This window comes from Amycolatopsis sp. lyj-90 (assembly GCF_046549035.1).
Taxonomy (GTDB): Bacteria; Actinomycetota; Actinomycetes; order Mycobacteriales; family Pseudonocardiaceae; genus Amycolatopsis.
This window is the reverse complement of the sequence record NZ_JAJPWP010000002.1, coordinates 68,836-94,565: the sequence shown is the minus strand read 5'-3', so window position 1 is coordinate 94,565 and position 25,730 is coordinate 68,836. Positions and strand designations below refer to the sequence as shown.

Below are 25,730 nucleotides of genomic sequence, written 5' to 3'. Positions count from 1 at the left end.
GTCGTAGTCTTTGACGTCATGGGGGAACGAGTTGCGATTTACGCGCGGATCTCGGAAGACGTCCTCGGCCTTGAGAAGGGCGTCGAGCGGCAGCTCCGTGAGGCGAACGAGCTGGTCAAGGCGCGTGGCTGGACCGTTGTGGCGGAGTACGCCGATAACGACATCTCGGCGCTGCACGGTGCGTATCGACCCAAGTACCAGGCGATGCTCGAAGCTGCTGAGCTGGACAAGATCGATCGGATCGTCGCCTACCAGCTGGCGAGACTATGGCGGAACCGCCGCGAGCGCGCGGAGGCGATCGAGCTGCTGTCGCATCGAGAAGTGGCCATCACGTTGATCAAGGGAACCGACCTCGACTTGACGACGCCGATGGGCCGCTCGTTCGCCGCGCAGCTCGGCGAGTCCGACACGCTGGAGTCCGAACTGAAGAGCGAGCGGGTGGCGTCAGCGGCTCTGGAGCGTGCGCAGGCTGGTCAAGCCTCTGGACACGTGCTCTACGGGTGGGAGCGGATCAACGACTTCGGACGCGGCGGCAGGCGGATCGGCTTCAAGGACGTGTTGCACGCCGAGCGTGCCGAAATCGTAAAGGAGATAGTCGAGCGCGCTTTGGCGAAGGAGAGCTTGTCGAGGATCGCAGCCGACTTGAACGACCGGAAGGTTGCTCCGCCGCGACTCGCGGCGGGACGTGAACCGCGGCCTGGGCGGCCCGACACGTGGAGTAGCTCGTCGGTGCGCTCGATCGCGATGCGATGGGCGAACTGCGGTAGGAGAGTGCACCACCGGGATCGTGAGGACGAGCAACTGCTTCCAGCGGAGTGGCCGGCGATCGTGTCCGAGGAACAGCAGATCGAACTGCGTACCTTCCTGGGTGACCCCTCCCGTAGGACCAGCAGGAGCGGAGCGCGCCAGCACTACCTGACGTTTGCGTCGGACATCGCCCGGTGCGGCAAATGCAAGGGGAAACTTCGGGTCGTTCGGAAGCGAGGCCACCCGACGTACGTGTGCCAGGACAACGGGTGCACCGGGCGGCGCCAGGCTTGGGTGGACGACCTGGTCGAGCGGGTGGTGATCAAGCGACTGTCGCGACCGGACGCACGCGATCTGTTTCGTCGAGACGACTCCGTCGCAGCGCAGGCGCGCGAAGAGATCAGAGTCGTCGAGGGCAAGCTGCTCCAGCTCGCTGACGACCATGACGCCGACTTGATCACGCGAGAGCAGTTCCATAGGTCGACTGCGCGGCACCGTGCGCGGCTTGTGGAGCTGGAGAAGGACGCTCAGAAGATGATGATCGGGGTCCCGGCGACGCTTGTCGCGGAGCTGGTCGGACCCAACATCGAGGAGCGATGGAACGCTCTCGAACCAGCGCAGCGACGGGCACTGCTCGCGGCGATGGGCTTCGAACTGGAGCTGGTCTACGGCGCCCGAGGCGGTCCCGGCTTCAAGCCTGAATCTGTGCAGATCACTTTCCGTGACGGCAACGTGGCTGACTCCTGAGCACGCCAGAACGGTCATGTCGCTCGACGGCTACCTCCGATCTGTCTACAGTGGTCATATGGGGGCACGAATTTCTAGGCGGCGCGAAGGGAAGCTGTCGCCGGACGACCTGATAGTTCCGGCCAGTCAGCGCAGCGGTTACAGCGTCCACGAGATACGACAGTCGACGCGAGCGATCAACGCTGCTCTCGAACCGCTGACGGAACGTGAACAGGACGAGTTCAAAGAGCGCTTGCCCCGCGGGCTGCTCGGAGGATTCGAAGCCGTCGTCAAGTTCGCAGACGACGCAGTCGACCGACTTGCAGGCAACCATGGCCGGCGTCGAAAGCTGCTGGACGCGGTCGAAGCGCTCCCGTTCACCTCGCACGAGGACCTGCTAGGGACGTCGTCAGAGCGCCTGCGTCGAGCGACGATGAAGGACCTGCCGGGGTTGCTTGCCGCAGGTGTCCACACGAGTAGCGCCGAGAAGCAGGCGACCAGCGTTGACGCCGAGACTGTCTTACTGCTGGTGAGGTTCCTCGCGATTCTGGCTCTCACTGCGCAGCGAAAGTTCCCGACGTCGCTGTCCTTGCTCATGTTGTTCCTGCTGGTCGCCCTCCGTCTGACCACGGGGAGCGCAGCAGCTCGCCTTCTGTCTGCTCCTGCACCAGTGCGCGTGACACGGCCGCCAGGCCGTTTGGTTCTCGCCCAACCGCGGGTTACACGCGCGCCCGGACGCGACGCATCCCTCGCCGCCAACCGCAGCGAGGGCCGCGTCGGGCTGCGCGCGCCATGGGGGAGCGCTCTACTCGCTTAGCTCGTTCGCGGCTCTTCCTGTTCTGGAAGGGCCACATCGTGGCAGACAAGATATCTATACCCGCCTACGTCGCTGCGCGGGAAGCGGCTGCACACCTATCGGTCTCCGAGGTCACCATCCGGAGAGCTATGAAGGCTGGCCTGCTTCCGTACGTCCGGATAGGACGGCTCATGCGGATCTCCGCGGCCGACCTTGAAACGTTCGCCGCGGCGCGTCGAACGACGCGGGGTGCGTAATGGGACGCAAGCAACCATGCAAGAGCTCTAACTCGGGACGCCGGACGTCGACGTGCACATCCCGAGTCTTGCCGCTCGAAACCACTCTTGACCAGTACGCCGAGCAGATCGCGCAGCGAGCCCCGAGGTTCTCTGAACGCCAACGGGTCCGGATCTCAGCGATCGTCGCCGGTCATGACGTGGATGGTTCCAGTGCACGCCGCCAGAACTCGTGGAGCGAAGGGGAAACGTGGTGACTCGAGAGTACGACAGCGGCAGCGACATGCCGGGATCCTTGCCTGAGTCCGCCGATGAGGGGACACGCATCTCTGGTATTCGTCCGGCTGAGAAACCGTTAGACAAGCCGGTCACGACCGATGGCTCGTCTCAGCCGGAAGCTGCGACTGTGCCTATGGTTCGTCAGTTGCGGACCCGGTCGCTGCGGGAGGTCAAGATTCTGCCCACTCGCTACTTGTGGACTGACTACCTGCCGTTCGGTGAGGTCGCGTTGCTGGTCGGCAAGCCTGGGATCGGCAAGAGCACCCTCGCCGTCAACGTGGCGGCGAAACTCACGGTCGGGAAGCTCGACGGGGACAGCAAGGGCGAACCTCGCCATGTCCTCTACTCGATTACCGAAGACTCGGAATCGACGTTCAAGGCCAGGTTCATCGCGGCTGGTGGAGACGTGGACTACTTGCACCTGATCGACATCGTTCACGGAGCGGGCAAGGACGGCTCGCCGTTGCTGATCAACGTCGATCTGGACGCGGTCCGGGCAAAGATCGAGATGTGGGACCCAGCGCTGCTCGTTCTCGATGCCCTGAACTCGTCCCTGGTGGGGCAGCTCAACGACAACTCCTCCATCCGTCCGCAACTGGAACGGCTTAAGTCTTTGGCGCACGGGACCTCGACCTCGGTCCTCGGGGTGGGGCACTTCAAGAAGTCGACCTTCGGTATCGACCCTGTGGACGCGATCGGAGGGGCCGGAGCCTACGGCCAGGTCGTACGCCAAGCTCTGGCCTGCGCCTCAGACGAGGACGCTGGCACAGTGACCTTGTCGTTGATCAAGTCCAATGTCCGCTCGGTCGCTGATACCCCGTCCTTGGCGTTCCGCACGGAGGAGGTCCTGGTCGACTCTGACGATGGAAGTACGGCCCGGGTCGGCGGTCTCGTTTGGCTCGGCGAGACCTCGACGTCGGTGCGCGAGCTATTGCAACGCGCTCCGCAGGGCGGGGACGACGATCGGAACGAGGCCGTCAGGTGGCTACTGGCGCACTTGGCTGATCACGATGGAGAGGTTCCTGCGACCGACGTTTTCGCCAATGGCGCTAGGGCTGGGTTCAGTAGGGACACTCTTAAACGTGCCAAGAGCAAGGCGAAAGTCCGTTCGGGTAAGGCCGAGTTCAGCGGTGGTTGGGTGTGGTCCCAGGCGCCCATCGTGCGCGAAGGGAGCACCGAAGCGGGCGAAGGGAGCAGCGCGGATGGCTCCCGCTCTCTTCACTCCCTTGGTGCTCCCTTCGACAGCGCGGGCGACACTGCGTAGGTGGCTGAAATGCTCGTGGGTGGCCGTCTAGACGCTGTGTCCAGGCACGAACACGTGGCTGTCGGCCCCCGTTGGCACACGCAGCAAGTTAGAGGTCAGGGCACCTGACGGTGTCCTGACCAGACGCTACGTGGTGTGCAGCCTCCGGCCGCACACCACGTAGCGTCACCGATTTCCGTCACGTAGGGTCGCGATCAGGAGTGGGCCGTGGGGGCGGTCCACGCTGACGCTTCAGGGGGAATGCGTCATGACGGATCGTGCTCAGCGACGGCAGCGGCGAGTGCAGGGCGGGTCGCAGAAGCGGATCAACTGCCGAACTATCGAGCCCACCTATCAGCGGCTGGAGAAGCGCGCCGAGGCCGCCGGGTTGAGCGTGCCGCGGTATCTGATCGAGTCGGGGCTGCGGGATGAGGCCGGGCAGTGGAGCCTGCGGCAGCAACGGTGGTGGGCTGAACGACTCGATGTGGTGGAGACACGGCTGATCCGGATCGGGGTCAACCTCAACCAGATCGCCACCGTGGCCAACGCGACTGGTGAACTGGACCCCGGACTGGCCGGCGCGCTTAGCTACCTCCGCGCGGCGGTGCAGCGGTACGAAGAGATCCTGGATGCGATCGATCCGTCCGATCCCGAGCGCCGGCCGCGGACGTGATCGCCAAAGCCCCGGCGAAGGGCAAGCGTGGGACGAACACGGGAGGGTTGCTTCGCTACCTGTTCGGCCCCGGCAAGGCGAACGAACACACCCATCCGCATCTGGTTGCGTCGTGGGATCCGGAATGGCTGGCCGATGGCGTGTTCGCCGAGCAGATCGGGCAGCACGGCGGGCTGGCCAAACTCGGCCGGGACATCGACGCGGCGATGACCGGACATGAGGTCGAAGTGGACGGCGGTCACGTGTACCACGTCGCACTGTCCGTTCCGCCCGCCGACAGCAACGCAGCGGACGGTTTCTTCGGCGACGCCCTCTGGCGCGAGCTGGCTGAGGAAGCGGTCGCTCACATGGGCTTCGGCCCGGATTCTGACGGGAGGGGCGGATGCCGTTGGGTCGCGGTCCACCATGGACTCTCGACCGAAGGCAACGATCACGTACATCTGGTCGTCAACCTCGTCCGCGGCGATGGCCGGATCGCCAACACCTACCGCGACTGGCCCAGATGGCGCACTTGGTGCAATGCCGTCGAGGAGCGCCTCGACATCACACGCACCGCGCCCGCTGGCGAAGGCCGCAAAGCCACCTCCCGCCCCGAACTCAAACGCGCCACGACAGAAGGCACCACCGACCGGGAGCTGCTCACCCAAGCAGTCAGCGACGCCGTGGCCGAAGCAGGCAACGAACTCGAGTTCCTCGCCCTGCTAGACCAGGCGAGGGTCGACGACGAGAGAGTGTTGTTCGCGCCGCACATTTCCGGCGGCCAGGTCACGGGCTACAAAGTCGCCCTCGATCGAGGAGGGGGCTCTGAGGTGTTCTGGCTGGCCGGGTCCAGCCTGCGCCGCGACCTGTCCCTGCCTCGGCTCCGCGCTCGCTGGGATAACCCGCCCGCATCCTGGGACCGCTTCGCCGTACCTGTGTGGACCGGCGAGATACCCACGACCAGGTTTGCCAACGGCGCTCACCACAACCACTGGCAATCCCTTCGCAAGGGCCTCGCCAACGCGGAGACCGAGCTGCACCAGGACCTCGCCGAGTCCACCGAACCCGCTCGCTGGCACCAGGCCGTCGAACACACCGCGGACCTCACCGCGGTGCTGATCCGTTTCGAAAGCCCGCCGGCACAACTGCACCGCGTACACGACCAACTCACTCGTGCCGCCCAACGTGCACGCGGCCATCGGCAGCCGAGTGTCGTTGCACCGATGCTCCTCGAAGCTGCTCGGGTGGCGGCCAAGTGCAACACCCCCGCCCCGCTGATGCTGGCCGCCGTCGTACTGCTGCTCTACGGAATCCTCAAGGCGTTGGACCATTTCGCCGAGCAGCATCACGTTCGGACAGTGGCTCGGAGGCAGATCGCCGACGCATGGAACGAACTGGATGGTCATCCCGCTGTCGAAGCCGAGGTCGGACGAAAGGCCAACAACACGGTTGTGGATGCGCGCTCAGCAAATGAACCAGCTCTGAGAGAAACCAAACGTCTACGCCGTGCAACTGCTCACAACCCTGCCCCGGCTGCGGTATCACCAGGTCGTTCTCGATAGTTGGGCCGTTCACGCCATCGCAGGTCATTGGTCGGTGTCGAGCGTTCTGCGGTTGTCTTTGGTTGCTTCTGCAGCTCTGCTGAGGTGATCATCTAGCTGAGTGTCGGATTGGCGACTACTCCGTGAAGGTCGGCACGCACGGCCTGTCGCTGCAGCATTCGCGTCAGTCTCGGCGAAGATTAGGCCATGACCGATGATCCACGGCCTGCAACTACGACCAGCCCTCCGGTCCGAGTGAAACCGCTTAACGGACTGACGAGTGCAGCGATATGGGTTGTGTCCGCCGTGATCATAGCGCTGACAGCCGGCGCCGTGATCGCCCTCTGGTGGCTAGCCACCGCTGGATTGAACGGACCAGACTTGGTAAAAGCGCGCTTGGACGCTGCGAAGGTCGGTTTGAGTATCGGCGCGGCAGGTGGTGGCGTACTCGCGCTCTATCTCGCGTGGCGCCGCCAACGCTCCACGGAGGCCGATCTGGATAACCGGGAACGAACTCTCGACCACCAATATGAGGTTCTCGCGCATCAACAGGCAGTTGCCGCCGCCATGCAGGCGCATCAGGAGCGAGTCGCCGAGGACGCCCGGTTCGATGTTACAGAACGTCGAATCATTGAGCTCTATCTGAAAGCGGTTGAGCAGTTCGGCTCTGAGAAAGTGCAACTTCGGCATGCAGGGCTTTACGCACTTGAACGATTGGCTCAGAACAACGAGAGTCAACGTCAAACCATCGTCAACGTCCTCTGCGCGTACCTTCGCATGTCCTTCCGAAACCCAGGTCCACCGCCGTTGGCTGACCCGGATGGTGATCGATACGAGCAGCATCGCGCGCAGATCGAAGAGCGTGAGGTCCACCTCGCCGCTCAACGCTTACTCGTGGCTCACTTGTTGCCCGATCGTGAGTCATACTGGGGTGCTGTCAACATCGATCTGGCAGGCGCTCAGCTGACGGACTTTACACTGCGTGGCGCTCGTGTAGGGGTCGCCAACTTTAAGCAAGCGACGTTCATTGATGCCGCCTCCTTTGACGAGGCGACCTTCACCGAGGATGTTAACTTCTCGGGTGCATCTTTCGAGGGGGAGGTCGCGTTCAATGAAACAAAGTTTGCAAAGAATGCAAACTTCAAGGAATGCAATTTCTCCGGTGTTGCCAGTTTTGATAAGGCGTATTTCGGTGGTGTCTCCACGTTCGGCGAAGCGACCTTTAATGGTGCTGTCTTCTACGAAGAGGCTGAGTTTGGTGGTGTTGCCGGATTTACTGCGACAAGTTTCGGTAGTTCCAGCTTCTGGAAGGCGAAATTCTATGGGGTCGCGGGATTCGCTGAGGCGAACTTTACTCTAAGCACGTCATTTGCGTGCGTATCCTTCGATGATATCGCATATTTTGATCGAGTAGAGTTTGCAGGCGGCGTTCATTTCGATGGGGCATCTTTCGGCGGGCATACATCTTTTGATTTTTCTGTCTTCAGAGGGGATGTGTCTTTCGTTTTGGCATCCTTTGATGGGGGTGGCTGCGTTCGTAATGCGAAGTTTGACTGTCATGCTCACTTTGATGACGAAGAGGTCATCTCTGAGGCTGCCGGACGCCTTCCTGGCGTGTACGGTGAAACTTTGCCAGAGCGGATAGCTGGTCGGCTCAACGATCTCATTCGTGGCCCTGTGATGGTATATAGTCGTCTTCTTTCCAGGTAGAACTACTTCGCGCAAGTCTCCGGTCCTCACGGCTATTCTTGGATCGGCACTAGGTTACTCCTGGCAGTAGAAGTCGAAGGATCCGCCGGTGACGGCGCGGACGTAGCTCTCTGCACCTGCGATGACGCGCAGGTGTTCGGCGGTGGCTTGTCGTCGGGAGAAGCCTGGCTGGGCGATGATGGTCTGGAATCGGGGGCGGAGTTGGGGCCCGATTCCCATGATCTTGTGCAGCTGCGTCATGTCACCAGTCTCGAACGGAGATACTCCTGTACGGGAGTGATACGCCTTCGCGCGACGTTCCAGGTGTCGTAGCAGTGGTAGCGCGCCTTGCTGACGCCACTTAGCTCCGCGGACTGCCTGCCCGCAGACCTCGTACAGATCTTTGAGTCGTGCGCCGACTTTGCTCTCGCTGGAGAACTTGCAGTGTACGAGGACCACTTGAAGCTCGTCCCCGGCGATGCGCAGCCCGACGAGGTCGGCGGCTTCGTTCGCGCGATCGTCGTCAACCATGACGTCGAAGGTGATCGAGGTGCGCAGCAGGTTCGACATGTAGGCCTGGATGGAGTCGACGCGGCGGTCCTTCCCTTGTGACTCGACCTTGAGGTCAACGTCCTTCCAGTCAGGTGTGACCATACAGTCAGTGGGGAAGGGCGCGAGGTCGAGTTGTGGTTCGAGGAGGCGGTCGTCGGGTAGCAGTAGGCGGTCGCCGGCCAGGAAGAGGTTGGGCTTGTTCTTGTTGATCCATGATTGCAAAGGCACGGTGGTGCGCCTATTTGAGACGAGGGCGTCATCGCCCAATGGAGCGTAGTGCAGTCCATGGCTGGTGAATTTGGCTTGGTAAGAGATCTTCCAAGCAGGTGTGGTCAAGGTCAGCTCGAACGGTCCTGTAGTGCCGTGATCGTCAACGACGAACTCGACGTCCGTGACGAGATAACCCTTTTCGCCGACGGCAATGGTTAGGGTCGTGCCGTTCCCGGCAAAGAATTCCCACGCCCACTCGGCGGCCAACAGCACGTGTTCGGGTCGCTCCTGTACCTCTTTCGGCACGATCAAGCCGTTGAAGATCTTCACGAGGTCTATGTCGTCGTTGAGCAGCTTTTCGCCCTGGGTGTCGCACCATTGTTTCCACGCGCGGAGGTTGGGCGCGGTGGTCATGGACCAAAACCGTCCGGACAGCGCGGCACTGATGGTGACCTTCTCTCCCTGGTTGAAGCCGGAGGTCGCGATATGAGTCTGAGTCTTGCCCTGTTTGTCGTGCTCTGCGAGCGCTTCGAGGACATCGCTGCCGACATACATGGTGTAACGGTTGAAGTGGTCTCGCGCGTCGAGCAGGCCGATGTTCGAGGGTGTGAGACGGTCGAGATTGGCCAGCACGCGGAAGACCACGGGCCCGGTGATCGCGGTGGCGCCTTCGCCGAGGACGGCCTCGGCCAGGTCGGCGTAGTCGCCATTGTTGTCTGAACTGTGAATGTAGAGCAGCCGCTTGCGCTGGGCGAAGTACATGACGATGAGTTCGTAGGTGCATTCGTCGAGGGTTTGGATGTCTCCCCACGGCACTTCGCCGCGGTGCTCGACGACGAACCAGGCCAGCGTGCCATCCACCCCAACTGCGATCCTGCCGTCAAGCACCTGGTCTGGCCCGTAGAAGTCCAAGGCCCTCTCAGGATCCCACGCTGAGATGGGCGCGCGATGCGCAATGGCACTCATCTTCGGCTCCAGCGACGGAGTGCTGACGTCGTCCGGGCCGCCACTGAACGAGGTGTCGAAGGTGGTGATCTCCTCCGCGGCCTCGGTGGCACGCTCGGTGATGTCGCGAAGGAGAAGATTCCAGTCGGCGTCCTCGCGCAGCAGATCTCGCAGTGGCGACAGTGCGGTGCCCGGGTCGTTGCGCACGAACGCGGCCGCGGTGCCGATGCGCGCATTCGTGGTCGAGGCTGCGCGGGTAAACCGCCCGATAAACTGGATCATCGGACTTAGACTCTTCTTGGCATCGTGCAAAGCTGCGATCTTGAGAGTGGGCAGATCGAATCCTTCACCCAGCATGTCGACGCACACCACCACCCGGCACTCACTGGTCTTCAGTGCCGTGATCACAGCGTCGCGCTTTGACTTGGCCAACTTGTCGTAGATCAGCGCAGGTGCCAGATCAGGTGCCTTCGCCTGATAGATCTTGAGGATCGACTTAGCTCGGGTGACGCTGGCGGCACGGGCCATGATGACGTGGTCATAACCTCGCTCTAGATCAGCGCGCAACCGCGTGATCGCGACCTCTGCCAGTACCGCGTCGGTGTCCTCCAGGCTGACAACGGTCTTGTAGTCGATAGGTGTGAAGTAGCCGTCCTTTTGTGCTTCCCGGAGAGGGAATCGATAGATCATTTTGCCGGGCAGCGATTTGCCGTCCTCTCGGAACGGGGTAGCGGTGAACAGCAGCACCCGTTGTCCAGCGAACGCGTCGATGATCGCTGTCCAACTCGGCGCTGGAGCGTGGTGCGCCTCGTCGACGATCAGGTCTGAGAATGCGGCCAGGAACGCCTCTCGTGCGTTAACGGAGAACTTTCCAAGTACCTGGGGGGTCGCCACGACCACGTTGGCGGCAGCGGCTAGCTGGGACGCGGCGGCTGGGTCCTCGATCCCGTGTTCGAGCTTTGCAACGCACGGTCGCAGCGCCGTGGGCGCGACAATCCCCTCCTTCTGCAGGATCCCGAGCGTGATGAATTTGTCGGCGATTTGATCCCGAAGCGCGCTGGTGGGAACGATGACCAGCAGGCGGTCCGGGCGGGTCGCCACGAACAAGGCCAGCATCGTCTCGGTCTTGCCCGTCCCGGTCGGCATCACCACGATCCCGGGTTCGGTTAACCCGGATGACCAGTACCCGATCACGGAGTGCAGCGCACCAACCTGCGGCCGCCGCAAGCTGCCGCGTTCCCCCGGTTCCCGGAAGCCGATCGCGCCCACGCATGACCGAAGGACTTCAGCCGGCGCTGCGAGAGCATTGGAACCGTTCCACTGCACCCTGCTGTGGGTGCCATGCACTGCGGGTACCACAGCGGTGAGCGGCCCATCGTCTGCACTGTGGCCAAGACGCGTTGCGGGACGCACGCCGAACTTGCCCACGACCCGCAGGTTGCCGGCATCTTCGACGACTTCCAGCAGGTCCTTCTCGACGAGCAGCTGACGAACAGCGTTGCCTTCAATTACCAGAGGCCTGGCCCACACCCTTGACGTCGCGATGCCCATGTCGCCCCCTGTTTGTTCTCGCTTGCAGGCCAACGGCCCAGAGCTAGTTACTCCCAATAGTCTTCCGTCCTGGACGATCGTTACACCACATGGACCATCTTCTGGGGTGCCATCGGCGTAGATGCCCATCGAACGGCTAAATCAACAGGAACAGCCATCGACGTAAGAGCAGCACTGCGAGCACGACACATCTGCCAGAGTTGCAGCTGGCGGGGTCCTGTTGCACAGTCGGGCTGACCACACCGCTGCGGGAGACGACGTTGTGGCCTACAGACGATGTCCGATATCTACCAACGCGTTGATCGCCCGGTGTGTTGCTGCGCATCATTAGGCCCCGGACCGAGACTGTGCGGAACCAAGCACTGCTACAGCTGCGGCTCAATCGAGCTCGTACATCCTCGCGCTTGCTGCAGAAGACGGCGAACAGGCCCAGGTAGCACATTCGCAGTGAACCAATAACGAATCGATCCGGTGTTGTGGCCAGCCGTGCCCGCGCCCAGCCGCGAGGGGAGGTTGCGGTGAAGTCGAAACAACGCAACAATCGTGGTAAGGATCCGCAACGAATGTGCTAAAAGGCACCCGCCCTTGAAGTGGCGAGGGTGGCTCAGCTATGACCGGAACCGAGCGGATGACGTGCCTGCTCGCCGAGTTGGCGTCAGTGCGGGAACCCCGTCAAACGGAGATTGCCCCGGTCGCGTCAGACGACCAGGACAGTCTCACGCCGTCAGTTGGTGCTGGTCAGATGTCGAACTCGCCGTCCTTGACGCCCCGGATGAACGCCTCCCACTCGGCGGGGTCGAACGCCAGGATCGGGCTTGCGGCGCCGAGTTTGGTGTCACGGACCCCGACTGCTCCGGGGATCGACCCTACCTCGACGCAGCCGCCGTTCTCCTTGCTGTAAGAGGCCTTGTGCCAGTTGGTCGCGGTGGCGAGGGCGGCAACGGCGTCCTCGTTGTTCATCGTGCTCACAGTTCCTTTGCTAGCTGGCGGAACAGCGCCGGTGTCGTCTCCGGCTTGCTGGCCTTGACCCGGAGTTCGGCCAAGGCATTGCGATAGGCCCTGATCTTCCTCAACTCCTCGTAGTAGTAGGGCTCGACCAGTGTCTCCACGTACACGCAGCCGTGGTAATCCTCGAGTTCCGGCGGCGCGGACAGGATAGTGAAGGTTCCTTCGACACCAGTGTGCGCGCCGACCGACGTGGGGAGTACCTGCAATTTGATCCCGGGTCGTGCGGCGAGGACGGCCAGGTGTTCCAGCTGCTCGCGCATGACCTCGACTCCGCCGACGAGCCAGTCCAGCGCCGGTCTGGCGATCACCCGCCAGACGAGTGGGCGTTCGCCTTCCTCGAAGACCATGCGCTGACGTGCCATGCGCAGCTCTACGCGGCTGGCAACCTCGTCGTCAGGTAGTTCGGCGTCGCTGCCGCGGATAATCGCCTCGGCGTAGGCGCGGGTTTGCAGCAGGCCCGGGATGACCTGGGCGTCCCAGCTTTCGAGCTGGCTGGCGGAGGATTCCATGCCGAGGAACAGGCCGAAGTCGGCGGGAACCTCGTTCTGGTCGAAGCCGATGAACCAGTCCTTGCCCTTCCGGGCGCGCTCTCGCAGGCTCTGGAACTTCTCGTTCTGCTCGGCGACGCCGTAGAGCGCCAGCAGGCTCTTCAACTCCAGGGGTTTCGGCAGCGATCGACCGTTCTCGATGTGCGCGATCGCCGAGACGCTGCCCTGGATTTCTCGGGCGGCGGCCTCGCGGCTGATGCCGGCTGCTTCGCGCAGGCGCCGCATCGCGACGGCGAACCACCACCTCAGCGCAGTCGGGCTACTCGTGGCCACGCACTGCTCCTCTCTTGCCGGTAGCGCCCTCGCGCTTGTCGAAGTTTCGCATGCGCGAGCGCACACGATCGGAGTATCCATTTTGACGATCGTCAGATGTACTGTCGTCATCATGACCCGCGTCACTCCGATTGTTGACACGGTACCGGGGGCGCGCGCCTTCTCCGTGCGGCGGTGCTTCAGCGTTCCCTGCTGTAGGGCTGTCCTGCCGGTTCTCCTGCCTGAGGCTGGTCCTGGCGTTGCTTCCCCGTCAGGTCAGGTAACCGCCGCTCACTTGCGAAGGAGCGTTCGCTTGATGGCCACGACCTCGGTCTCTTTGAAGACGACCTTGTCCGACCTCGTCGATGCGTCAGTGCAAGTAGGCAGCCGCGAAGAGCGGCGTGCCGACTTGATCGCTGCGCTTCAGACAACCCGGCTAGTGCCAGCCGTGGTCGTGCCAGGCATCGAGCATCAGGCCGCCGCCGCGATCGTGCAGGCTGCTCTTCCGACTGTGGAGTACCAGCGCTGCACTCTGCAACGCCGCATCGACGAGCATCTCTTCCTTGACGTTCCGGCCCGGACTGGTGTGCGGATCTTGGCCTGCTGGGACGACGGCAGCCACCGCATCCGGATGCACTGTGCGGAAATCGGTGCCTCGGGCCTATGGGACCGCATCGCTGTCCACTTCACTTGGTGGGAGATGTCCGGACGTCCTGTGCCAGTTCTTGACCGGCCGAATGGGTTGGCCTCGTGACTATCCTGATCCCTGCTCCGATGACCGCGTCGGCGGTCGGCCCACAACTGCCGCGCGCCGCGGCGGTGGTCCGCGCGTTCACCGCCTCTCCTGACGACGACCTCCATCCTGTGCTGGTCGTGGCGGCAGCGCTGGCCATCGAGCACCGGCTGCGCGTCGGCGTCGACGCCATCGTCGGCGATCCTCGGGCCGATGATCCCGTGGTGGCGGCCGCGGCCCGGACTGTATGTGCGCGGGACGCTGCCTGCGCCGTCCTCATCGAGCGCATCGATCGGTGGGCCGCAATCGAGTTCGCTGAAGGCCGGGCAGGGGTTCTGCACACCGAATCGCTCGGGCAACTGATCGAGCGGATGGCGACGGTCTGGATGCGCGGTCAGGCACTCGCCGATTCCCGCGTCGGCGCGAGTGATCCACGAGTTCGGCTCGCCTCGGCGCAGCTCGGCGAGTTAGGCGCCGCCTACGACGACCTGGTCACGGATCTGCGGCTCGGGCGTCGTCGGCTTCCCGCGTTGCAGACGCCACGGGCCCGGACGGGACGGTGTAACCAGTGGCGGAGGCAGTAATCCGGCCGATGGAGGTCATCCTGATCGCGGCGAGCAGCCCGACAGGACGAGCCGCCGAAGCCATCAATGATCTGACCAGGCACCTGCCCGATCCTGGTGAGCCGGACTACTGCCCGACGTGTGCGGGCCGGTTCTGGCCGTGCGCGGTCTTCGACGACGCGGCCTCCCGCGTACACACCGCCCGGCTGCGGGTCGGCGACGTCGTCCCCCTGGAGCTGCATCCCCGCCTCTGGCCGTCGTCCGCGCGGCCGGTCTCGCCTGTGTGGCCGTCCGGTCCGGCTTTCGAGTGAGGAACGTGACCATGGACGAAGTGCTGACTGCCGCACTGCGGGATGCCGTGTTCGATCGGCTCGATTATCTCGACCGGCTCGCTGGTGAGAGTGACCAGCACAGCAAGGCTGCGCTCGCGGACACAGAGATCGTCCGGCTGACCTATGCGTTCCGCGCGCTGCTGACTGAGCACTCAACCGACGAGCGAGGCCGCTGCAAACAGTGCTCGGGGTGGCTGCGCCTTCGGCGCCATCCCTGCTCGGTATGGAACATCGCGCACCGCCATCTGCTCACCGCTTCCTAGAACTCACCGAGCCCGTGCCGATGACCGTTCACCTGCGGGAGAGGAGGAGACGTTGCGCGCACACGTTGGTACGGCTGGTAGCGATGTGCGAGGTCGATCCCCGCCGTGTCGTGCATCGATCAGCCTGACCAGCTCAACCGTCTTCTGCATCAATCCTTCGTAACAACTGTCCACTTAGGAGTAATTCATGACCGCCACAGCAGTCCCGGCCGCCGCTATCGACGCGGAGTTCGACCTGGATTTCACCATCCTCACCGACGTCGACCCCGGCGTGGCCGCACCTTGTGGCACCGATGACGGGTGTGACCCCACCTGTGCGTCGTCGTGCGCCAGCAACGCATGACCTGAACGGTGACAGCGGGGCCGGGCAGCGCTTTGTTGCTCGGCCCCACCCCGACGGCTGTGCTGGAGGACTAATGCCTGCCCCGCTCTTCCGCCATCGTGGCGCCGCGTTGCTCCGCGCGGCGGCCGCTCCCGTGAGCTCAAGCCCCGAGACGTGGCCCGACCTCGACGACATCGAGGCGTCTCGCGCCTGGTTGGCTACGGCGTGGGCACGACCCGAGGTCGCCGACGCCATCAGCATCGCCAGCTCTGGTCTCGCCCGGCGCATCGAGACCGTGCTTGGCGACGCCGCGATATCTGCGAAGCAAGTACGCCGAGCGATCGTCGCGACCATGCGATATCTCGTGCGCGCCTTCGGCCGTCACACCCCGTTCGGGCTGTTCGCCGGGGTCGCCCCAGCGTCGATCGGATCGGCCGCGAAGTCACGGTGGGGCAGTGAGCATCACCCCGTCGCCCGCGCCGATACGCAGTGGGTTGCCGATGTCGTAGACCGCTTGGAATCGGACCCGGATTTGCTGGAGCGGCTGCAGGTGGTGTTCTCCAACCTGGTCACCGTCCGAGGCCAGCGCCTGGAAGTACCGCACGGCCCGAATCGAGTGAGCGTCCGACACACCAGCGCGGTGCGTGCGGTTCGGGCCGTCGCTGTTTCGCCGATCTGCTTCGCCGACTTGGCCGCCGCGCTCGCCGAGAGCTTTCCGAGCGTGGCGTCAGGAACCATTAGCGCCATGCTCACATCCCTTGTCAAAAAGGGATTCCTGGTCACAAGCCTGCGAGCCCCCTGTACCGTCACCGATCCGCTGGCGTACGTGATCGCCCGGTTGCACGCCGCTGGCGTGGACACCGTCGCAGCGGCCGCGACGACGCTCGCGGCGCTAGAGGCCATCGTGGCGGCTTTGCGTCGCCACAACCGGCCCGGCATCGGCCGCGCGGAGCAGCGCCGTCTGCGGGACGTGCTGACCAGGCGGATGCGGACGCTGTCGGCAGCCGGGCGAACCCCGCTGGCACTAGATCTGCGGCTGGACGTTGACGTGGTGCTGCCTGGGACGGTGGTCCGGGAAATGGAGTGGGCCGCGACGGCGCTGATACGCCTGACTCGGCAGCCGACCGGGCACGCCCACTGGCGGGACTTCTACGTGGCGTTCTGCGAACGCTACGGAACTGGCACCCTGGTGCCCTTAGCCGACGTGGTCGACCCCGACAGCGGGGTGGGACTGCCCAACGGCTATCCCGGCAGTGTTCTGCCCGCTTCGCGTGCGGGTGTTTCGGAGCGGGACGAGATCTTGCTCGCGCTGGCGTTCACAGCTCTGGCCGATCGCAGCGGCGAGATCGTCCTGACAGAGGACACGATCAGCTCGCTGACCGTCGGCGACCCGGCCATCGAGCGAAACCTCCCGCCACACGTGGAGCTCGCCGGCCGCATCCAGTGCGGCAGCGTCGAACGGCTGAACCGCGGTGACTTCACGGTCACTGTGGCGCCGGGACGGTCGGCAGGCACGTTCACCTCCCGGTTCACCACGCTCGCGCCCGACGCCGGGCTGGAACGGGTGTTCGCGGACCTGCCCACGACGGTCGAAGGGGGAGTGCCGGTGCAGCTGTCGTTCCCGCCGGTCTACCCGAACGGCGAGAACGTCTGCCGCGTCCCGCAGTACCTGCCAAACCTACTACCCCTTGGCGAACATCGCGGCTTAGCGCTCATGGCCGGCCAGCCTGGTGCCGAAGGTGCTGTCATCGAGCTGGACGATCTGGCGGTCACCGCAACCCGCAGCGGATTGCATCTGGTCAGCCTCTCCCGAGCGCAGGTGCTTGAACCGCAGGTAGTGCACGCACTCGCATTGGAGAAGCAACCACCACCGCTGGCCCGGTTTCTCGCCCACCTCTCCCGCGCCCTGGGTGCCACCTGGCACCAGTTCGACTGGGGCCCGGCCGCGCAGAGACTGCCGTTCCTGCCGCGCGTGCGCTACCGCCGCGCGATCCTGTGCTCGGCGCGCTGGTGCCTCGATGCCACCGATCTCCCGGCTGCAGGATGCAACGACCGCGCATGGACCGCGGCGCTGTCGGCCTGGGCAGACCGATGGCAGTGTCCGTCCATAGTGGAACTGCGCGACGCAGACCGGTCTCTGCCACTCGATCTAGCCGAGGCCGCGCATCGAGCGATCCTGCACGCTCACCTGACCCGTCACGGTCACGCAGTCCTTGGCGAGACACCCGACGAGGCCGCCCTCGGCTGGACGGACGGTCATGTCCATGAGATCGCCGTACCGCTGTTCACCACTCGACCGCCGGCACCATCCCCGCGCGTCGCCGGGAGCCCGGTAGTAACTAACAGCGTCCACGGGCAGCTGCCGGGTTCCGACGGCGCCAAGTGGCTGCATGCCAGCGTTTTCACTCACCCCGAACGGATCGACGAGATCATCGCCGATCAGCTTCCCCAATTGCTCGATGAGCTCGACCCGTCACCGGAGTTCTGGTTCGTGCGCTACCGCAGCCCGAACGAGACGGATCACCTCCGCCTCCGGCTGCGCACGCCGGACAGCGCGTCCTACGCGCGAATCCTGGCTGCGCTCGGCGACTGGGCGGCTGGGCTGCGCCGCGACGGCGCCGTCCGGCAACTGACCATCGGTACGTACCTGCCGGAAACCGGCCGGTACGGCCACGGCACGGCGATGGACGCGGCCGAGGCAGTGTTCGCCGCAGACTCCGCCGTCGTTGCGGCTCAGCTCCGTCACCTGTCCACCGGGATCGCCGGGTCGGCAGGGTTCGTTGCACTGGGCATGGTGGACACCACCGCAGGGTTCCTCGGCACTCGTGCTGCGGCAATGAACTGGCTACGCAACCACCCCGCACCGGAATCTGCCGCTGTCGATCGGGCCGTACTTAACGAAGTGATCGGGCTCGCCCGGACCGGCGGACTGGAAGGCGTGCCAGGCTGGGCTGACCACGTCGGCGAGCCTTGGCGAGCCCGCGCCGCCGCCCTGGCGACCTATCGTGCGCGACTCGATCCCGCTGCCGACACCGATGCGGTGCTGGAAGCGCTGCTCCACATGCATCACAACCGGGCAATCGGCATCGACCGCGACGGCGAGAACGTCTGCCGCCGTCTGGCCCGCCACGCCGCATTAGCCTGGCACGCCCGCTACCAGGACAACAGCCAATGACCGTCTTCGAAGCGACGATCCCGCCAGCAGTGGAGCCCGCACCAGGATGGAGCCAGTCGCTGGCAGACGGTGCGCCCGGCATCGCGCTGCTGCACTGGGAAAACGCTCGCACCGGGATTGGATCTGAAGAACTCGCCCGCCAATGGTCCGCTGCGATGACCAGCGGCCCCGTGACCGCACGCCCCGACGCGGCCGGTCTCTACCGCGGAGTTCCGGCCGTCGGATTCGCGTTGCATGCGGCTGATCATCCTGGCTATGGCGCTGCGCTGCGCAACTTTGACGAGCATATCGCCGTACTCGCCCAGACACGGTTGGCCAAGGCCCATGAACGGATAGGTCGGGCCGAACTACCTGTGCTCCGCGAATTCGATCTGATCAGTGGATTGACCGGCATCGGTGCCGGGCTGCTGCGCCGCCACGGTCACAGCATGCTGCTGGTGCAGGTCCTCGGCTACCTCGTGCGGTTGACCGATTCCGTGCGCCATGACGGCGACCTGCTTCCTGGCTGGTGGTGCCATACCGGCCCCCGCGGCCAGACCACGAACGCGTGGCGGGGAGGGCACGCGAATCTGGGGATTGCCCACGGCATCAGCGGACCGCTGGCACTGCTCGCGACAGCGTTGAGACGTGGCATCACCGTGCCGGGTCAGGTCGAGGCCATCGAGCGGATTACCGCGTGGCTGGACGAGTGGCGTCATGGCAGCGATGGCCGTGTGTGGTGGCCGGGCGTCATCTCCCGCGTGGAATGGCGCACCGCGACAGTTCGCCAATCCGGCCCGCAGCGGCCGTCATGGTGTTACGGCACTCCGGGCCTTGTCCGCGCTCAGCAGCTCGCCGCGCTGGCCTTGGCCGACACCCGACGTCAGCAGACTGCCGAAGACGCACTCACTGGATGCCTTCGCGATGAGCATCAGCTCACCTTGCTAAGGGATGCGTCGGTCTGTCACGGCTGGGCTGGATTGATCCACACCACCAGGCGGGTCGCCGCTGATGCCTCGCCGGGCGGCGGCCTCGCTCAGCTACTGCCTGGTCTCGAAGCCCGTCTGATCGACCACCTACACCAGCACGGACCACTCGTGGGGAACGGACTGCTCGAAGGCCGGACCGGGATACAGCTGGTGCAACTGGCCACGAACGCCGCGCCTATCACTCGATGGGATGCCTGCCTGCTATTGGAGGCCTGACACCCGCCGAACTCCCGAAAGTCCCTGACCGCACCGGATACCATCCGCACCGCCCGCATGGAAGGACACGATGAACAACACCACCACCGGCACCTCGCCCGAGGCGCTGCGCGCGTCCATGGTCGCCCATGTCAAACAGGCCGGTCACGCCCGCAATCAGGCCGTCGAAGAAGCTTTGAGCGAGATTCCGCGCCATCGTTTCGTGCCCGCCGCCACCGCCGAAGACGCCTACGCCAATAAGGCGGTCATCACCAAACGCGCCGAGGACGGCTCCGCACTCAGCTGCGCGTCCGTGCCCACCGTGGTCGCGATGCAGCTTGACCAACTCGACGTCCAACCAGGCAACCGTGTCCTGGAGATCGGCGCCGGAACCGGCTACAACGCCGCCCTCTTGGCTCGACTGGCCGGGCCAAGGGGAGAGGTCACTACCGTCGATATCGACGACGAGGTGACCTCCGGTGCGCGGGAAGCGTTGGACGCCAACGGCTTCCCTGAAGTACGGGTCATCACACGCGACGGCTCGCTCGGAGCACAGGAGCGCGCCCCCTACGACCGCATCATCCTGACCGTCGGCGCGTTCGATCTCCCGCCGGCCTGGTGGAGCCAGCTCGCGCCCAGTGGCCGCCTGGTAGTGCCGCTGCGCTGGCGAGGGCAGACGCGCAGCGTCGCGTTCGTCCAGGAAGGCGACCGACTCCGGTCGGACTCGGTCCAGCTGTGTGGCTTCGTCCCAATGATCGGCCAGGACAGCGAACTATCCGGCCACCTCGACCCCGACGGCTTGGTCACCCTCTATTGGGACGGCGACCAGGACATCACCCTCGATCGGCTCCACGGGATCCTCACCACTCCGAAGATCGCGGTGTGGTCTGGGGTGACCGTCGGCAACACCGAGCCGTTCGACGGAGTCTGGCTGCGGATGACCGGCACTGAGCCGGGAACTTGCCGCATCGCAGCCGATCCGGCCGCTGTCGAGGCCGGACTCGCGACTCCCGCCATCCCGTCTCGTAGCCCTGCCCTTGTCGAAAAGGACTCGCTGGCGTACTTCACCTTCCGCCGTCTTGACGACGCCGGTGGGCGGCGGTCGGAGCTGGGCGCGATCGGCCACGGGCCTGCTGGGGCCGATCTGGCTGAGCGGCTGTCCGACCAGATCCGTGCCTGGGGTTCCGCGCGGGCGACGGACCCTGTCATTACCGCGTACCCGGCCGACACTCCTGATGAGGAGCTTGACTCCGCGCACATCGTGGACAAACGCCACAGTCGTCTGGTGGTGTCCGTCCCCGCTGGGTTGGGCTCGTGACTAAGCTGCCTTCGGAGTGACCTCTCCTGCCGGAGCCAACGCGGGTAGACACGGCTACCGGCATCAGGAAGGGGGCTCGCCACCGGTGGCGAGCCCCCTTCCTGACTTCACGCACTGCTGAGATCTTGTCCAGCCTTACGGTCGCGCAGCGCTCAGCGCGAGCTTCGCGGTGTTCTTGAGCAAGTCAGCCGATGGTGCCTTCAGCAGGGGTTCGGCTTGAGCTACGACGGTGGTGCGGTCATTTACGGTCGAGGCGTAGTGCTTACCGGTGAACGGCACGCCCGGATACTTGTTGCTCTCCTTCGACAGCTCGGTGATGTTGCCGTTCCCTGACCTGTCGATCTTTTGCTGTAGCTGGACCGCAGTCTCGACGGTGGGCATATCGGTCCAAGACACCGCCACCAACATCTGGTGCCCGCCATCGTCGGACGCTTCGAAAAGCGCCCTGTTCAACGCATTGCAAGGTTGGCTAGCCAGGAAGTCGAGTACGGCGCCGTAGGCGTGTGCGCTGCAGGGCATGGCGTTTGAAGAATCGACCAGAGTGTAGGTCAGCCCACCGCTCATCCAGGCGGGCGAGCTGTTGCCCACTGGCTCCTCTGCCCCCTCTGAGGCGAACTTGCTGATACCGCCGATCCCGCACAGAACCGCCACAACCAGCGCAATCACACCGATGCTGGGTGGGCTGCTGTTAGGCGAGCTCTTGCGGACAGGGTTCTTGCGAGAGTGGGAGCGAACGCGAGTGCCATCGGATCTGGTGTAGGCGTGGACGGTGTGCTTAGCCATATGTGCGGGTCTCCAAGAGTACGCAAGGGGAACGCGATCACGAACCCGCTCGTCTACGAGAACGGAAACGTGACTGAGAAAGAGAAATGCGCGTGGAAACCCGGCAGGTCCCACTGTGAGGCAGGGACCGGCCGGCCGGTGAAGCGACGGTGTCAGCTGCGGGCTACGCGGCGAGCTCCCATTGCCGGACGTAGCCAACGGCCATCCCGCGCGCAAAGGCATCCAGCTGGCGGCGGTTGGCTCGGTGGTGCAGCTTGAAACGGCGGCCGCGTCGTGTGTCGAACACGACCGGCGTCGCTTCGGGCAACATATGCTCCACCTGACTTTCCATCAGATACAGCAACACGTCTGCTGACTCCTGGTCGAGCACAGGCTCTTTGCAATACGGAGCCACCAGAAGCTGCTCGCCGGTGAGCAGGCGGACACCGAGCATTTGGTGCATCCGCACCTGCAGCTCCGCTTCTGACCAGGCGCTCTCGGCGACCTTGATGCCAGTGGCCCCACGCGGCAGTAGCCGCAAGAAGCCGTCAGCTGCCTGTCGGTATACCTTCGCCTTACCCAGGTTTGAGGCGACCGCGCGGCCAACGACCCGATCGAGCTCGGCAGCCGGATCCACCGAGTTCAGCGCACGACGAAACCCAGCATGCAAGGGGCCGTAGTAGGCCGGTGCACCTGGGCCAGGGTCGAGATAGGTCTTCTTTTGTGTAGTCACCATCGTCATGGCACGACGTGGCCCAGCCTGGACGTAGTCCAACCACTGAAGTCCGCCGATCGACACCACGCGCTGTGCGTAAGCCAAGGAAAGCCCTTCGGTTGTCCGAAGCGGCTCGTGTCCCATATCACCAGGTCAACAGGCCCTCGAACGAGGGAACAGTCCTGTTTGGCCATTGACACCCCCAGGTCTGGGGAGTAACTTCGTAGTTGTCAAGCATGAAGCTACCGGTAGAGTCACTAGAGCTCTCGGAAGAGAGTTCCGCTCTCAAAGGTACCGCAACGCGCTAGGTGTGTCTACGCCTAGCGCGTTTTTGGTTTCAAAAGTATGTTTCTGCAGGTCAGGGAGTGCTTACTGCTCGGCCTAGGCCGCTTCCTGTGATGTTCTGCTGACTGAAGCCCCCGAGGATTCACTCGATCGTGTTGCGTGTACGTAGCCCCGTCAACCCGGGAACTGGCCGCGTCGACCTGCCTGGCTGGCCGAGGCCGCTATCCGGCCATGGCTAGGGCGGATACTGGCCGCCATGAGTGACATGAAGACCAGTCAGTCCGAGCTCGCGCAGCAGGGGACGGACTTGGACCGCGTGGGACACGCTGCTGCGGAGCTCGGTGTCGAAGTGCCGCGAGGTTTCTGGTTAATCGGCGTCGGCGAGGACGGACGGCATGCCTCAGGCTGTGCTGGCGGTGCTGACGATCTTCGAGTTGCCAGCGCGATCTGCCGCCGCCTCGACGGCCTGCCGGTTACAGACTGCTGGGTCGATCCAGATCCCTCGAATGCTGAGAAACCAGCACGGGCTCCGCTCGACGACTGGACAGATACCGATGCCATGCTCGCCTACCTGGAGGAGCGGAATCGGCACCCCGAATGGCCTCGGATTCAAAACAGCTGGGGTGATGTTGCTGCGTTTCTACTTGGTGTTGGAGGCAATGCCACCTGGGACGGCCTTAAGTGGTTGGCGCGACGGGTGCGAGTAGCAGCAAGGTCTGAACTATCACGGGAAGACGCGATCCTGATCGGCGGGCACGCTCTGGTGAGCGAGTTCGTCAGGTTGGGCCTGGAGCTTCCCAACCTCCAGGATATGGAATACCGGGCGGACCAGCTCAAGAACGGTGACTGGAGTCTGTTGTTCTACGACCAGCACGTGGTCGTGCGGGTCGACCTGTCTGACATCGAGTCTGTTGGCAGTCATAGCGACGTGACCATTTTGAGGTGTACTCACGGACTCGGCGGCCAGTAAGACGGTCTGTGCGGACCTTTTGAGCTCGGCAGCTTAGGTCAGCTCTGCTAGCACGACCGACTATTGAGCCTGGTTGAACGCGCTAAGGCGGTGCTTCAGGTCCGCACGAACGGGCAGGTTGGGTCCGCACATTGCTGTGCGGACCCAACCGACGCTCATCGGGCGATGTTGCCGATCACCGCGCGAATGGTGCTCAAGTCGACGACCGACACGGGATGGAGCGACCCGTTGATCCGCTGACGTGATGGCGTTGGTGGTGGCACACCGTGCCTGCGCAGTGCTTCGCCCAGTGGTTTGGCCTCCCAGCTGATACGAGCCGCAAGATCTGCTGTCGCCACCAGGCCAGTCTCAGCGTCATCGATGGCGTCGACCAGGAGGCCCAGCACCTCAGGAAGCTCGGGATCCTCCGAGTCCTCCGGCGAAACGGACGGTACGTTGACGGCCGCAGACTGCTGGATGCGCTGCGCTACCTCGTCCGGGAGCTCCCGGATCTGCCGCTCGCCGACCGCGTCACCAGTCAACGTCCCGGCCAGCTCACGCAACGCACGGCCACGATGGCAGGCCGCCCGGATGGTCTTGATGTGCAGCAGATGGGTTCGCACGGTGAGCGCCTCGCCGGCGTCGAGGTCGGTTTCGCCGTCCGCGCCGAGCAGGAGCCCGACCCCTCGGTGCGACTTGAGCAGCTTGGAAGCGTCCATTCCGGCCTTGTATGTTCCGGCGCCGAGGATGGTCTCGCTGGCCTGGTAGGTCATGACCTTGAGTGCGAATCGGGTGCCGAGCTGGCCACGCAGCTTGTCGGGGATGACCTGCGAGTCCGGCTTCTGCGTGGCCAGGATCAGCACAAACCCGGCAGCGGGACCGGTCTTGGCGATGAATGTCAGCAGCTCCAAGACCCGCTGGCCGCGCTTCTTGCCCTTGGGCTGGTCCAGGTCGAGAGGGGTTTCGTCCTCCAAGTAGTTCTGGATTTCGTCGACGGCGATCACCGTCAGCGGCATGCCGTAGATCGGGTTGCGTGTGATTTCCGGGGTGACCTTCGACTCCGGGCAGAGTTCGTCGTCCATCTCGGCGAGCTGTCCGAACCTGTTCTCGACATCGGCCGCGACCTCTTCGAGCACGGCGATCAGCCGCACGATCGACTCGGCGCGGGCGTTGGGGATGAACCGGTGGGCCACCAGCTCGAACGCCTTCCAGTCCTTGCCGCCCTTCCCGTCGGCCACGATCAGCCGGACGTGTGGGTCCAAGGCAGCGGACGTGACTGGGATCCGGGCCGCATAGGTCTTGCCCATGCGCGGGATCGCGCCGACCAGCAACGACGTCCACACCAGAGGCAGGTGCACGAGCTGCCCGCGGGCGGTCGTGCCAAATGGGGTGGGCTGCCAGAAGTCCCAGTTCTCGACATCGCCCAGGGGAGAGTCGACCGGCTTCGCCTCGTACGGGTCGTCATCGGCGATCCACAGCGAGAGCCGACCCGCGTGCCCGCCCTTACCCCGGACACGCTCAGCGATGAGCTGGACTTCGTCGACGGCCAACGCGGAGGCGAGGTCTTCGCGCTTCGCGATCGCGGTGCTGGCTTTGCGACTGGCGGGCAGGTCCACGACGACGGCCCAGCCGGCGCTGTCGCGCTTCGGCAGCTGGACGAAGGCGAGTCCTTCGTCCTTGCCGATGAGCTTGGCTTCGCGGAAGGCGGTGACGAGGTTGTTCCCGTCCATTGCCCACGCGATGCTGCGCGGCCGGATCACCGCCGACCGGCCGGACTTGTCCTTACGGCGTCCGGTGACCGCCAGTCCGACGGTGACGACGGCGCCAGCGATCCACCAGACGACTGGCCCCTCCACCAGACTCGTGATCGTGAGACCGCCGCCTCCGCCTGCCGTGGTGGCGAGCGTCCACCAGCGGCGTCGCACCCGGAAGCGGTGGATCTCTTCGTACCGGTTCGCGAGTTGCTGTGCTTGCTTGGCTGCGTCGTAGAAGTCCTTCACTGACACCCATGACCACCACGCGCGTACCGCGATCGGCACCCCTCGGGTCACCGCGGCGGGATACCGGACCGGAGCGAGGACTACGTGGCGGACGAGTTCCGTGCGTAGTCGAGTGACGTGGCTACGGTCGTGCCATCGAGCGGGTAGCCGCGACATGGCCAACGCTGTCAGCGGC

General features: G+C 64.3%; 22 protein-coding genes. 16 read left to right on the top strand and 6 right to left on the bottom strand.

Annotated features, from left to right (window positions below; genetic code table 11):
* The first annotated feature begins 18 nt into the window (after positions 1 to 18).
* The 7 genes from ACLJPX_RS06250 to ACLJPX_RS06220 all read left to right on the top strand — a co-directional run bounded on the left by ACLJPX_RS06250 (position 19) and on the right by ACLJPX_RS06220 (position 7,930).
* Positions 19 to 1,494: a recombinase family protein gene (locus tag ACLJPX_RS06250; protein WP_410599165.1), complete on the top strand. Its 1,476-nt coding sequence runs from the start codon at positions 19 to 21 to the stop codon at positions 1,492 to 1,494.
* Between the two features lie 58 nt (positions 1,495 to 1,552).
* Complete coding sequence (locus tag ACLJPX_RS06245; RefSeq protein WP_410599164.1) at positions 1,553 to 2,290, top strand: hypothetical protein; 738 nt, start codon at positions 1,553 to 1,555, stop codon at positions 2,288 to 2,290.
* Positions 2,266 to 2,526, top strand: coding sequence for a helix-turn-helix domain-containing protein (locus tag ACLJPX_RS06240; protein WP_410599163.1), 261 nt, complete (start codon positions 2,266 to 2,268; stop codon positions 2,524 to 2,526). The genes ACLJPX_RS06245 and ACLJPX_RS06240 overlap by 25 nt, the downstream gene beginning before the upstream one ends.
* A gap of 229 nt (positions 2,527 to 2,755) precedes the next feature.
* Positions 2,756 to 4,048: an AAA family ATPase gene (locus ACLJPX_RS06235; protein WP_410599162.1), complete on the top strand. Its 1,293-nt coding sequence runs from the start codon at positions 2,756 to 2,758 to the stop codon at positions 4,046 to 4,048.
* 247 nt (positions 4,049 to 4,295) lie between these two features.
* Entirely contained in the window at positions 4,296 to 4,700 is a 405-nt protein-coding gene (locus ACLJPX_RS06230; RefSeq protein ID WP_410599161.1) for a MobC family plasmid mobilization relaxosome protein, read from the top strand.
* On the top strand, positions 4,697 to 6,241 hold the full coding sequence (locus ACLJPX_RS06225) for a relaxase/mobilization nuclease domain-containing protein (protein ID WP_410599160.1): 1,545 nt from the start codon (positions 4,697 to 4,699) through the stop codon (positions 6,239 to 6,241). Before ACLJPX_RS06230 ends, ACLJPX_RS06225 begins: the two co-directional genes overlap by 4 nt.
* Positions 6,242 to 6,517: 276 nt before the next feature.
* Positions 6,518 to 7,930 (top strand): pentapeptide repeat-containing protein, encoded by a 1,413-nt coding sequence (locus tag ACLJPX_RS06220; protein WP_410599159.1) that lies wholly within the window; start codon positions 6,518 to 6,520, stop codon positions 7,928 to 7,930.
* Positions 7,931 to 7,984: 54 nt separating this feature from the next.
* Here ACLJPX_RS06220 and ACLJPX_RS06215 read toward each other — a convergent pair whose 3' ends face one another.
* The 3 genes from ACLJPX_RS06215 to ACLJPX_RS06205 all read right to left on the bottom strand — a co-directional run bounded on the left by ACLJPX_RS06215 (position 7,985) and on the right by ACLJPX_RS06205 (position 12,996).
* Positions 7,985 to 11,167 (bottom strand): DEAD/DEAH box helicase, encoded by a 3,183-nt coding sequence (locus tag ACLJPX_RS06215; RefSeq protein WP_410599158.1) that lies wholly within the window; start codon positions 11,165 to 11,167, stop codon positions 7,985 to 7,987.
* Between the two features lie 738 nt (positions 11,168 to 11,905).
* Entirely contained in the window at positions 11,906 to 12,127 is a 222-nt protein-coding gene (locus tag ACLJPX_RS06210; protein WP_410599157.1) for a DUF397 domain-containing protein, read from the bottom strand.
* 5 nt (positions 12,128 to 12,132) lie between these two features.
* Positions 12,133 to 12,996 (bottom strand): helix-turn-helix domain-containing protein, encoded by an 864-nt coding sequence (locus tag ACLJPX_RS06205; RefSeq protein WP_410599156.1) that lies wholly within the window; start codon positions 12,994 to 12,996, stop codon positions 12,133 to 12,135.
* 295 nt (positions 12,997 to 13,291) lie between these two features.
* Between ACLJPX_RS06205 and ACLJPX_RS06200 the strand changes: the two genes are divergently transcribed.
* The 8 genes from ACLJPX_RS06200 to fxlM all read left to right on the top strand — a co-directional run bounded on the left by ACLJPX_RS06200 (position 13,292) and on the right by fxlM (position 20,844).
* Entirely contained in the window at positions 13,292 to 13,729 is a 438-nt protein-coding gene (locus ACLJPX_RS06200) for a hypothetical protein (RefSeq protein ID WP_410599155.1), read from the top strand.
* Positions 13,726 to 14,292 (top strand): DUF4254 domain-containing protein, encoded by a 567-nt coding sequence (locus tag ACLJPX_RS06195; protein WP_410599154.1) that lies wholly within the window; start codon positions 13,726 to 13,728, stop codon positions 14,290 to 14,292. Before ACLJPX_RS06200 ends, ACLJPX_RS06195 begins: the two co-directional genes overlap by 4 nt.
* The gene (locus ACLJPX_RS06190; protein WP_410599153.1) at positions 14,277 to 14,582 is read left to right on the top strand and encodes a hypothetical protein; all 306 of its coding nucleotides are present in this window, start codon (positions 14,277 to 14,279) and stop codon (positions 14,580 to 14,582) included. Before ACLJPX_RS06195 ends, ACLJPX_RS06190 begins: the two co-directional genes overlap by 16 nt.
* Positions 14,583 to 14,593: 11 nt before the next feature.
* Positions 14,594 to 14,866, top strand: coding sequence for a hypothetical protein (locus ACLJPX_RS06185; RefSeq protein WP_410599152.1), 273 nt, complete (start codon positions 14,594 to 14,596; stop codon positions 14,864 to 14,866).
* A gap of 187 nt (positions 14,867 to 15,053) precedes the next feature.
* On the top strand, positions 15,054 to 15,209 hold the full coding sequence (locus ACLJPX_RS06180) for an FxLD family lanthipeptide (protein WP_192741629.1): 156 nt from the start codon (positions 15,054 to 15,056) through the stop codon (positions 15,207 to 15,209).
* A 73-nt stretch (positions 15,210 to 15,282) separates the two neighbouring features.
* The gene (locus ACLJPX_RS06175) at positions 15,283 to 18,363 is read left to right on the top strand and encodes a lantibiotic dehydratase (protein ID WP_410599151.1); all 3,081 of its coding nucleotides are present in this window, start codon (positions 15,283 to 15,285) and stop codon (positions 18,361 to 18,363) included.
* Positions 18,360 to 19,547: a lanthionine synthetase C family protein gene (locus tag ACLJPX_RS06170; protein ID WP_410599150.1), complete on the top strand. Its 1,188-nt coding sequence runs from the start codon at positions 18,360 to 18,362 to the stop codon at positions 19,545 to 19,547. The genes ACLJPX_RS06175 and ACLJPX_RS06170 overlap by 4 nt, the downstream gene beginning before the upstream one ends.
* 70 nt (positions 19,548 to 19,617) lie before the next feature.
* The gene (fxlM, locus tag ACLJPX_RS06165; protein WP_410599149.1) at positions 19,618 to 20,844 is read left to right on the top strand and encodes a methyltransferase, FxLD system; all 1,227 of its coding nucleotides are present in this window, start codon (positions 19,618 to 19,620) and stop codon (positions 20,842 to 20,844) included.
* Between the two features lie 135 nt (positions 20,845 to 20,979).
* Here the strand turns inward: fxlM and ACLJPX_RS06160 are convergent, their stop codons facing one another.
* Complete coding sequence (locus ACLJPX_RS06160; protein WP_410599148.1) at positions 20,980 to 21,510, bottom strand: hypothetical protein; 531 nt, start codon at positions 21,508 to 21,510, stop codon at positions 20,980 to 20,982.
* A gap of 280 nt (positions 21,511 to 21,790) precedes the next feature.
* A complete protein-coding gene (locus ACLJPX_RS06155; RefSeq protein WP_410599147.1) occupies positions 21,791 to 22,408 on the bottom strand; it encodes a hypothetical protein in 618 nt (205 codons plus the stop codon).
* Between the two features lie 454 nt (positions 22,409 to 22,862).
* Here ACLJPX_RS06155 and ACLJPX_RS06150 point away from each other — a divergent pair, with 454 nt between their 5' ends.
* Positions 22,863 to 23,576 (top strand): hypothetical protein, encoded by a 714-nt coding sequence (locus ACLJPX_RS06150; RefSeq protein ID WP_410599146.1) that lies wholly within the window; start codon positions 22,863 to 22,865, stop codon positions 23,574 to 23,576.
* A 155-nt stretch (positions 23,577 to 23,731) separates the two neighbouring features.
* Here the strand turns inward: ACLJPX_RS06150 and ACLJPX_RS06145 are convergent, their stop codons facing one another.
* Positions 23,732 to 25,561 (bottom strand): cell division protein FtsK, encoded by a 1,830-nt coding sequence (locus tag ACLJPX_RS06145; RefSeq protein WP_410599145.1) that lies wholly within the window; start codon positions 25,559 to 25,561, stop codon positions 23,732 to 23,734.
* Positions 25,562 to 25,730: the final 169 nt, after the last annotated feature.

What these genes read in the sequence shown, in the direction of transcription:
- ACLJPX_RS06175 (WP_410599151.1), top strand. Translation starts at nt 15,283, where the DNA reads ATGCCTGCCCCGCTCTTCCGCCATCGTGGCGCCGCGTTGCTCCGCGCG.
- ACLJPX_RS06170 (WP_410599150.1), top strand. Translation starts at nt 18,360, where the DNA reads ATGACCGTCTTCGAAGCGACGATCCCGCCAGCAGTGGAGCCCGCACCA.
- ACLJPX_RS06185 (WP_410599152.1), top strand. Translation starts at nt 14,594, where the DNA reads ATGGACGAAGTGCTGACTGCCGCACTGCGGGATGCCGTGTTCGATCGG.
- ACLJPX_RS06240 (WP_410599163.1), top strand. Translation starts at nt 2,266, where the DNA reads ATGGGGGAGCGCTCTACTCGCTTAGCTCGTTCGCGGCTCTTCCTGTTC.
- ACLJPX_RS06245 (WP_410599164.1), top strand. Translation starts at nt 1,553, where the DNA reads ATGGGGGCACGAATTTCTAGGCGGCGCGAAGGGAAGCTGTCGCCGGAC.
- ACLJPX_RS06215 (WP_410599158.1), bottom strand. Translation starts at nt 11,167, where the DNA reads ATGGGCATCGCGACGTCAAGGGTGTGGGCCAGGCCTCTGGTAATTGAA.
- ACLJPX_RS06150 (WP_410599146.1), top strand. Translation starts at nt 22,863, where the DNA reads ATGAGTGACATGAAGACCAGTCAGTCCGAGCTCGCGCAGCAGGGGACG.
- ACLJPX_RS06200 (WP_410599155.1), top strand. Translation starts at nt 13,292, where the DNA reads ATGGCCACGACCTCGGTCTCTTTGAAGACGACCTTGTCCGACCTCGTC.
- fxlM (WP_410599149.1), top strand. Translation starts at nt 19,618, where the DNA reads ATGAACAACACCACCACCGGCACCTCGCCCGAGGCGCTGCGCGCGTCC.
- ACLJPX_RS06180 (WP_192741629.1), top strand. Translation starts at nt 15,054, where the DNA reads ATGACCGCCACAGCAGTCCCGGCCGCCGCTATCGACGCGGAGTTCGAC.
- ACLJPX_RS06250 (WP_410599165.1), top strand. Translation starts at nt 19, where the DNA reads ATGGGGGAACGAGTTGCGATTTACGCGCGGATCTCGGAAGACGTCCTC.
- ACLJPX_RS06210 (WP_410599157.1), bottom strand. Translation starts at nt 12,127, where the DNA reads ATGAACAACGAGGACGCCGTTGCCGCCCTCGCCACCGCGACCAACTGG.
- ACLJPX_RS06230 (WP_410599161.1), top strand. Translation starts at nt 4,296, where the DNA reads ATGACGGATCGTGCTCAGCGACGGCAGCGGCGAGTGCAGGGCGGGTCG.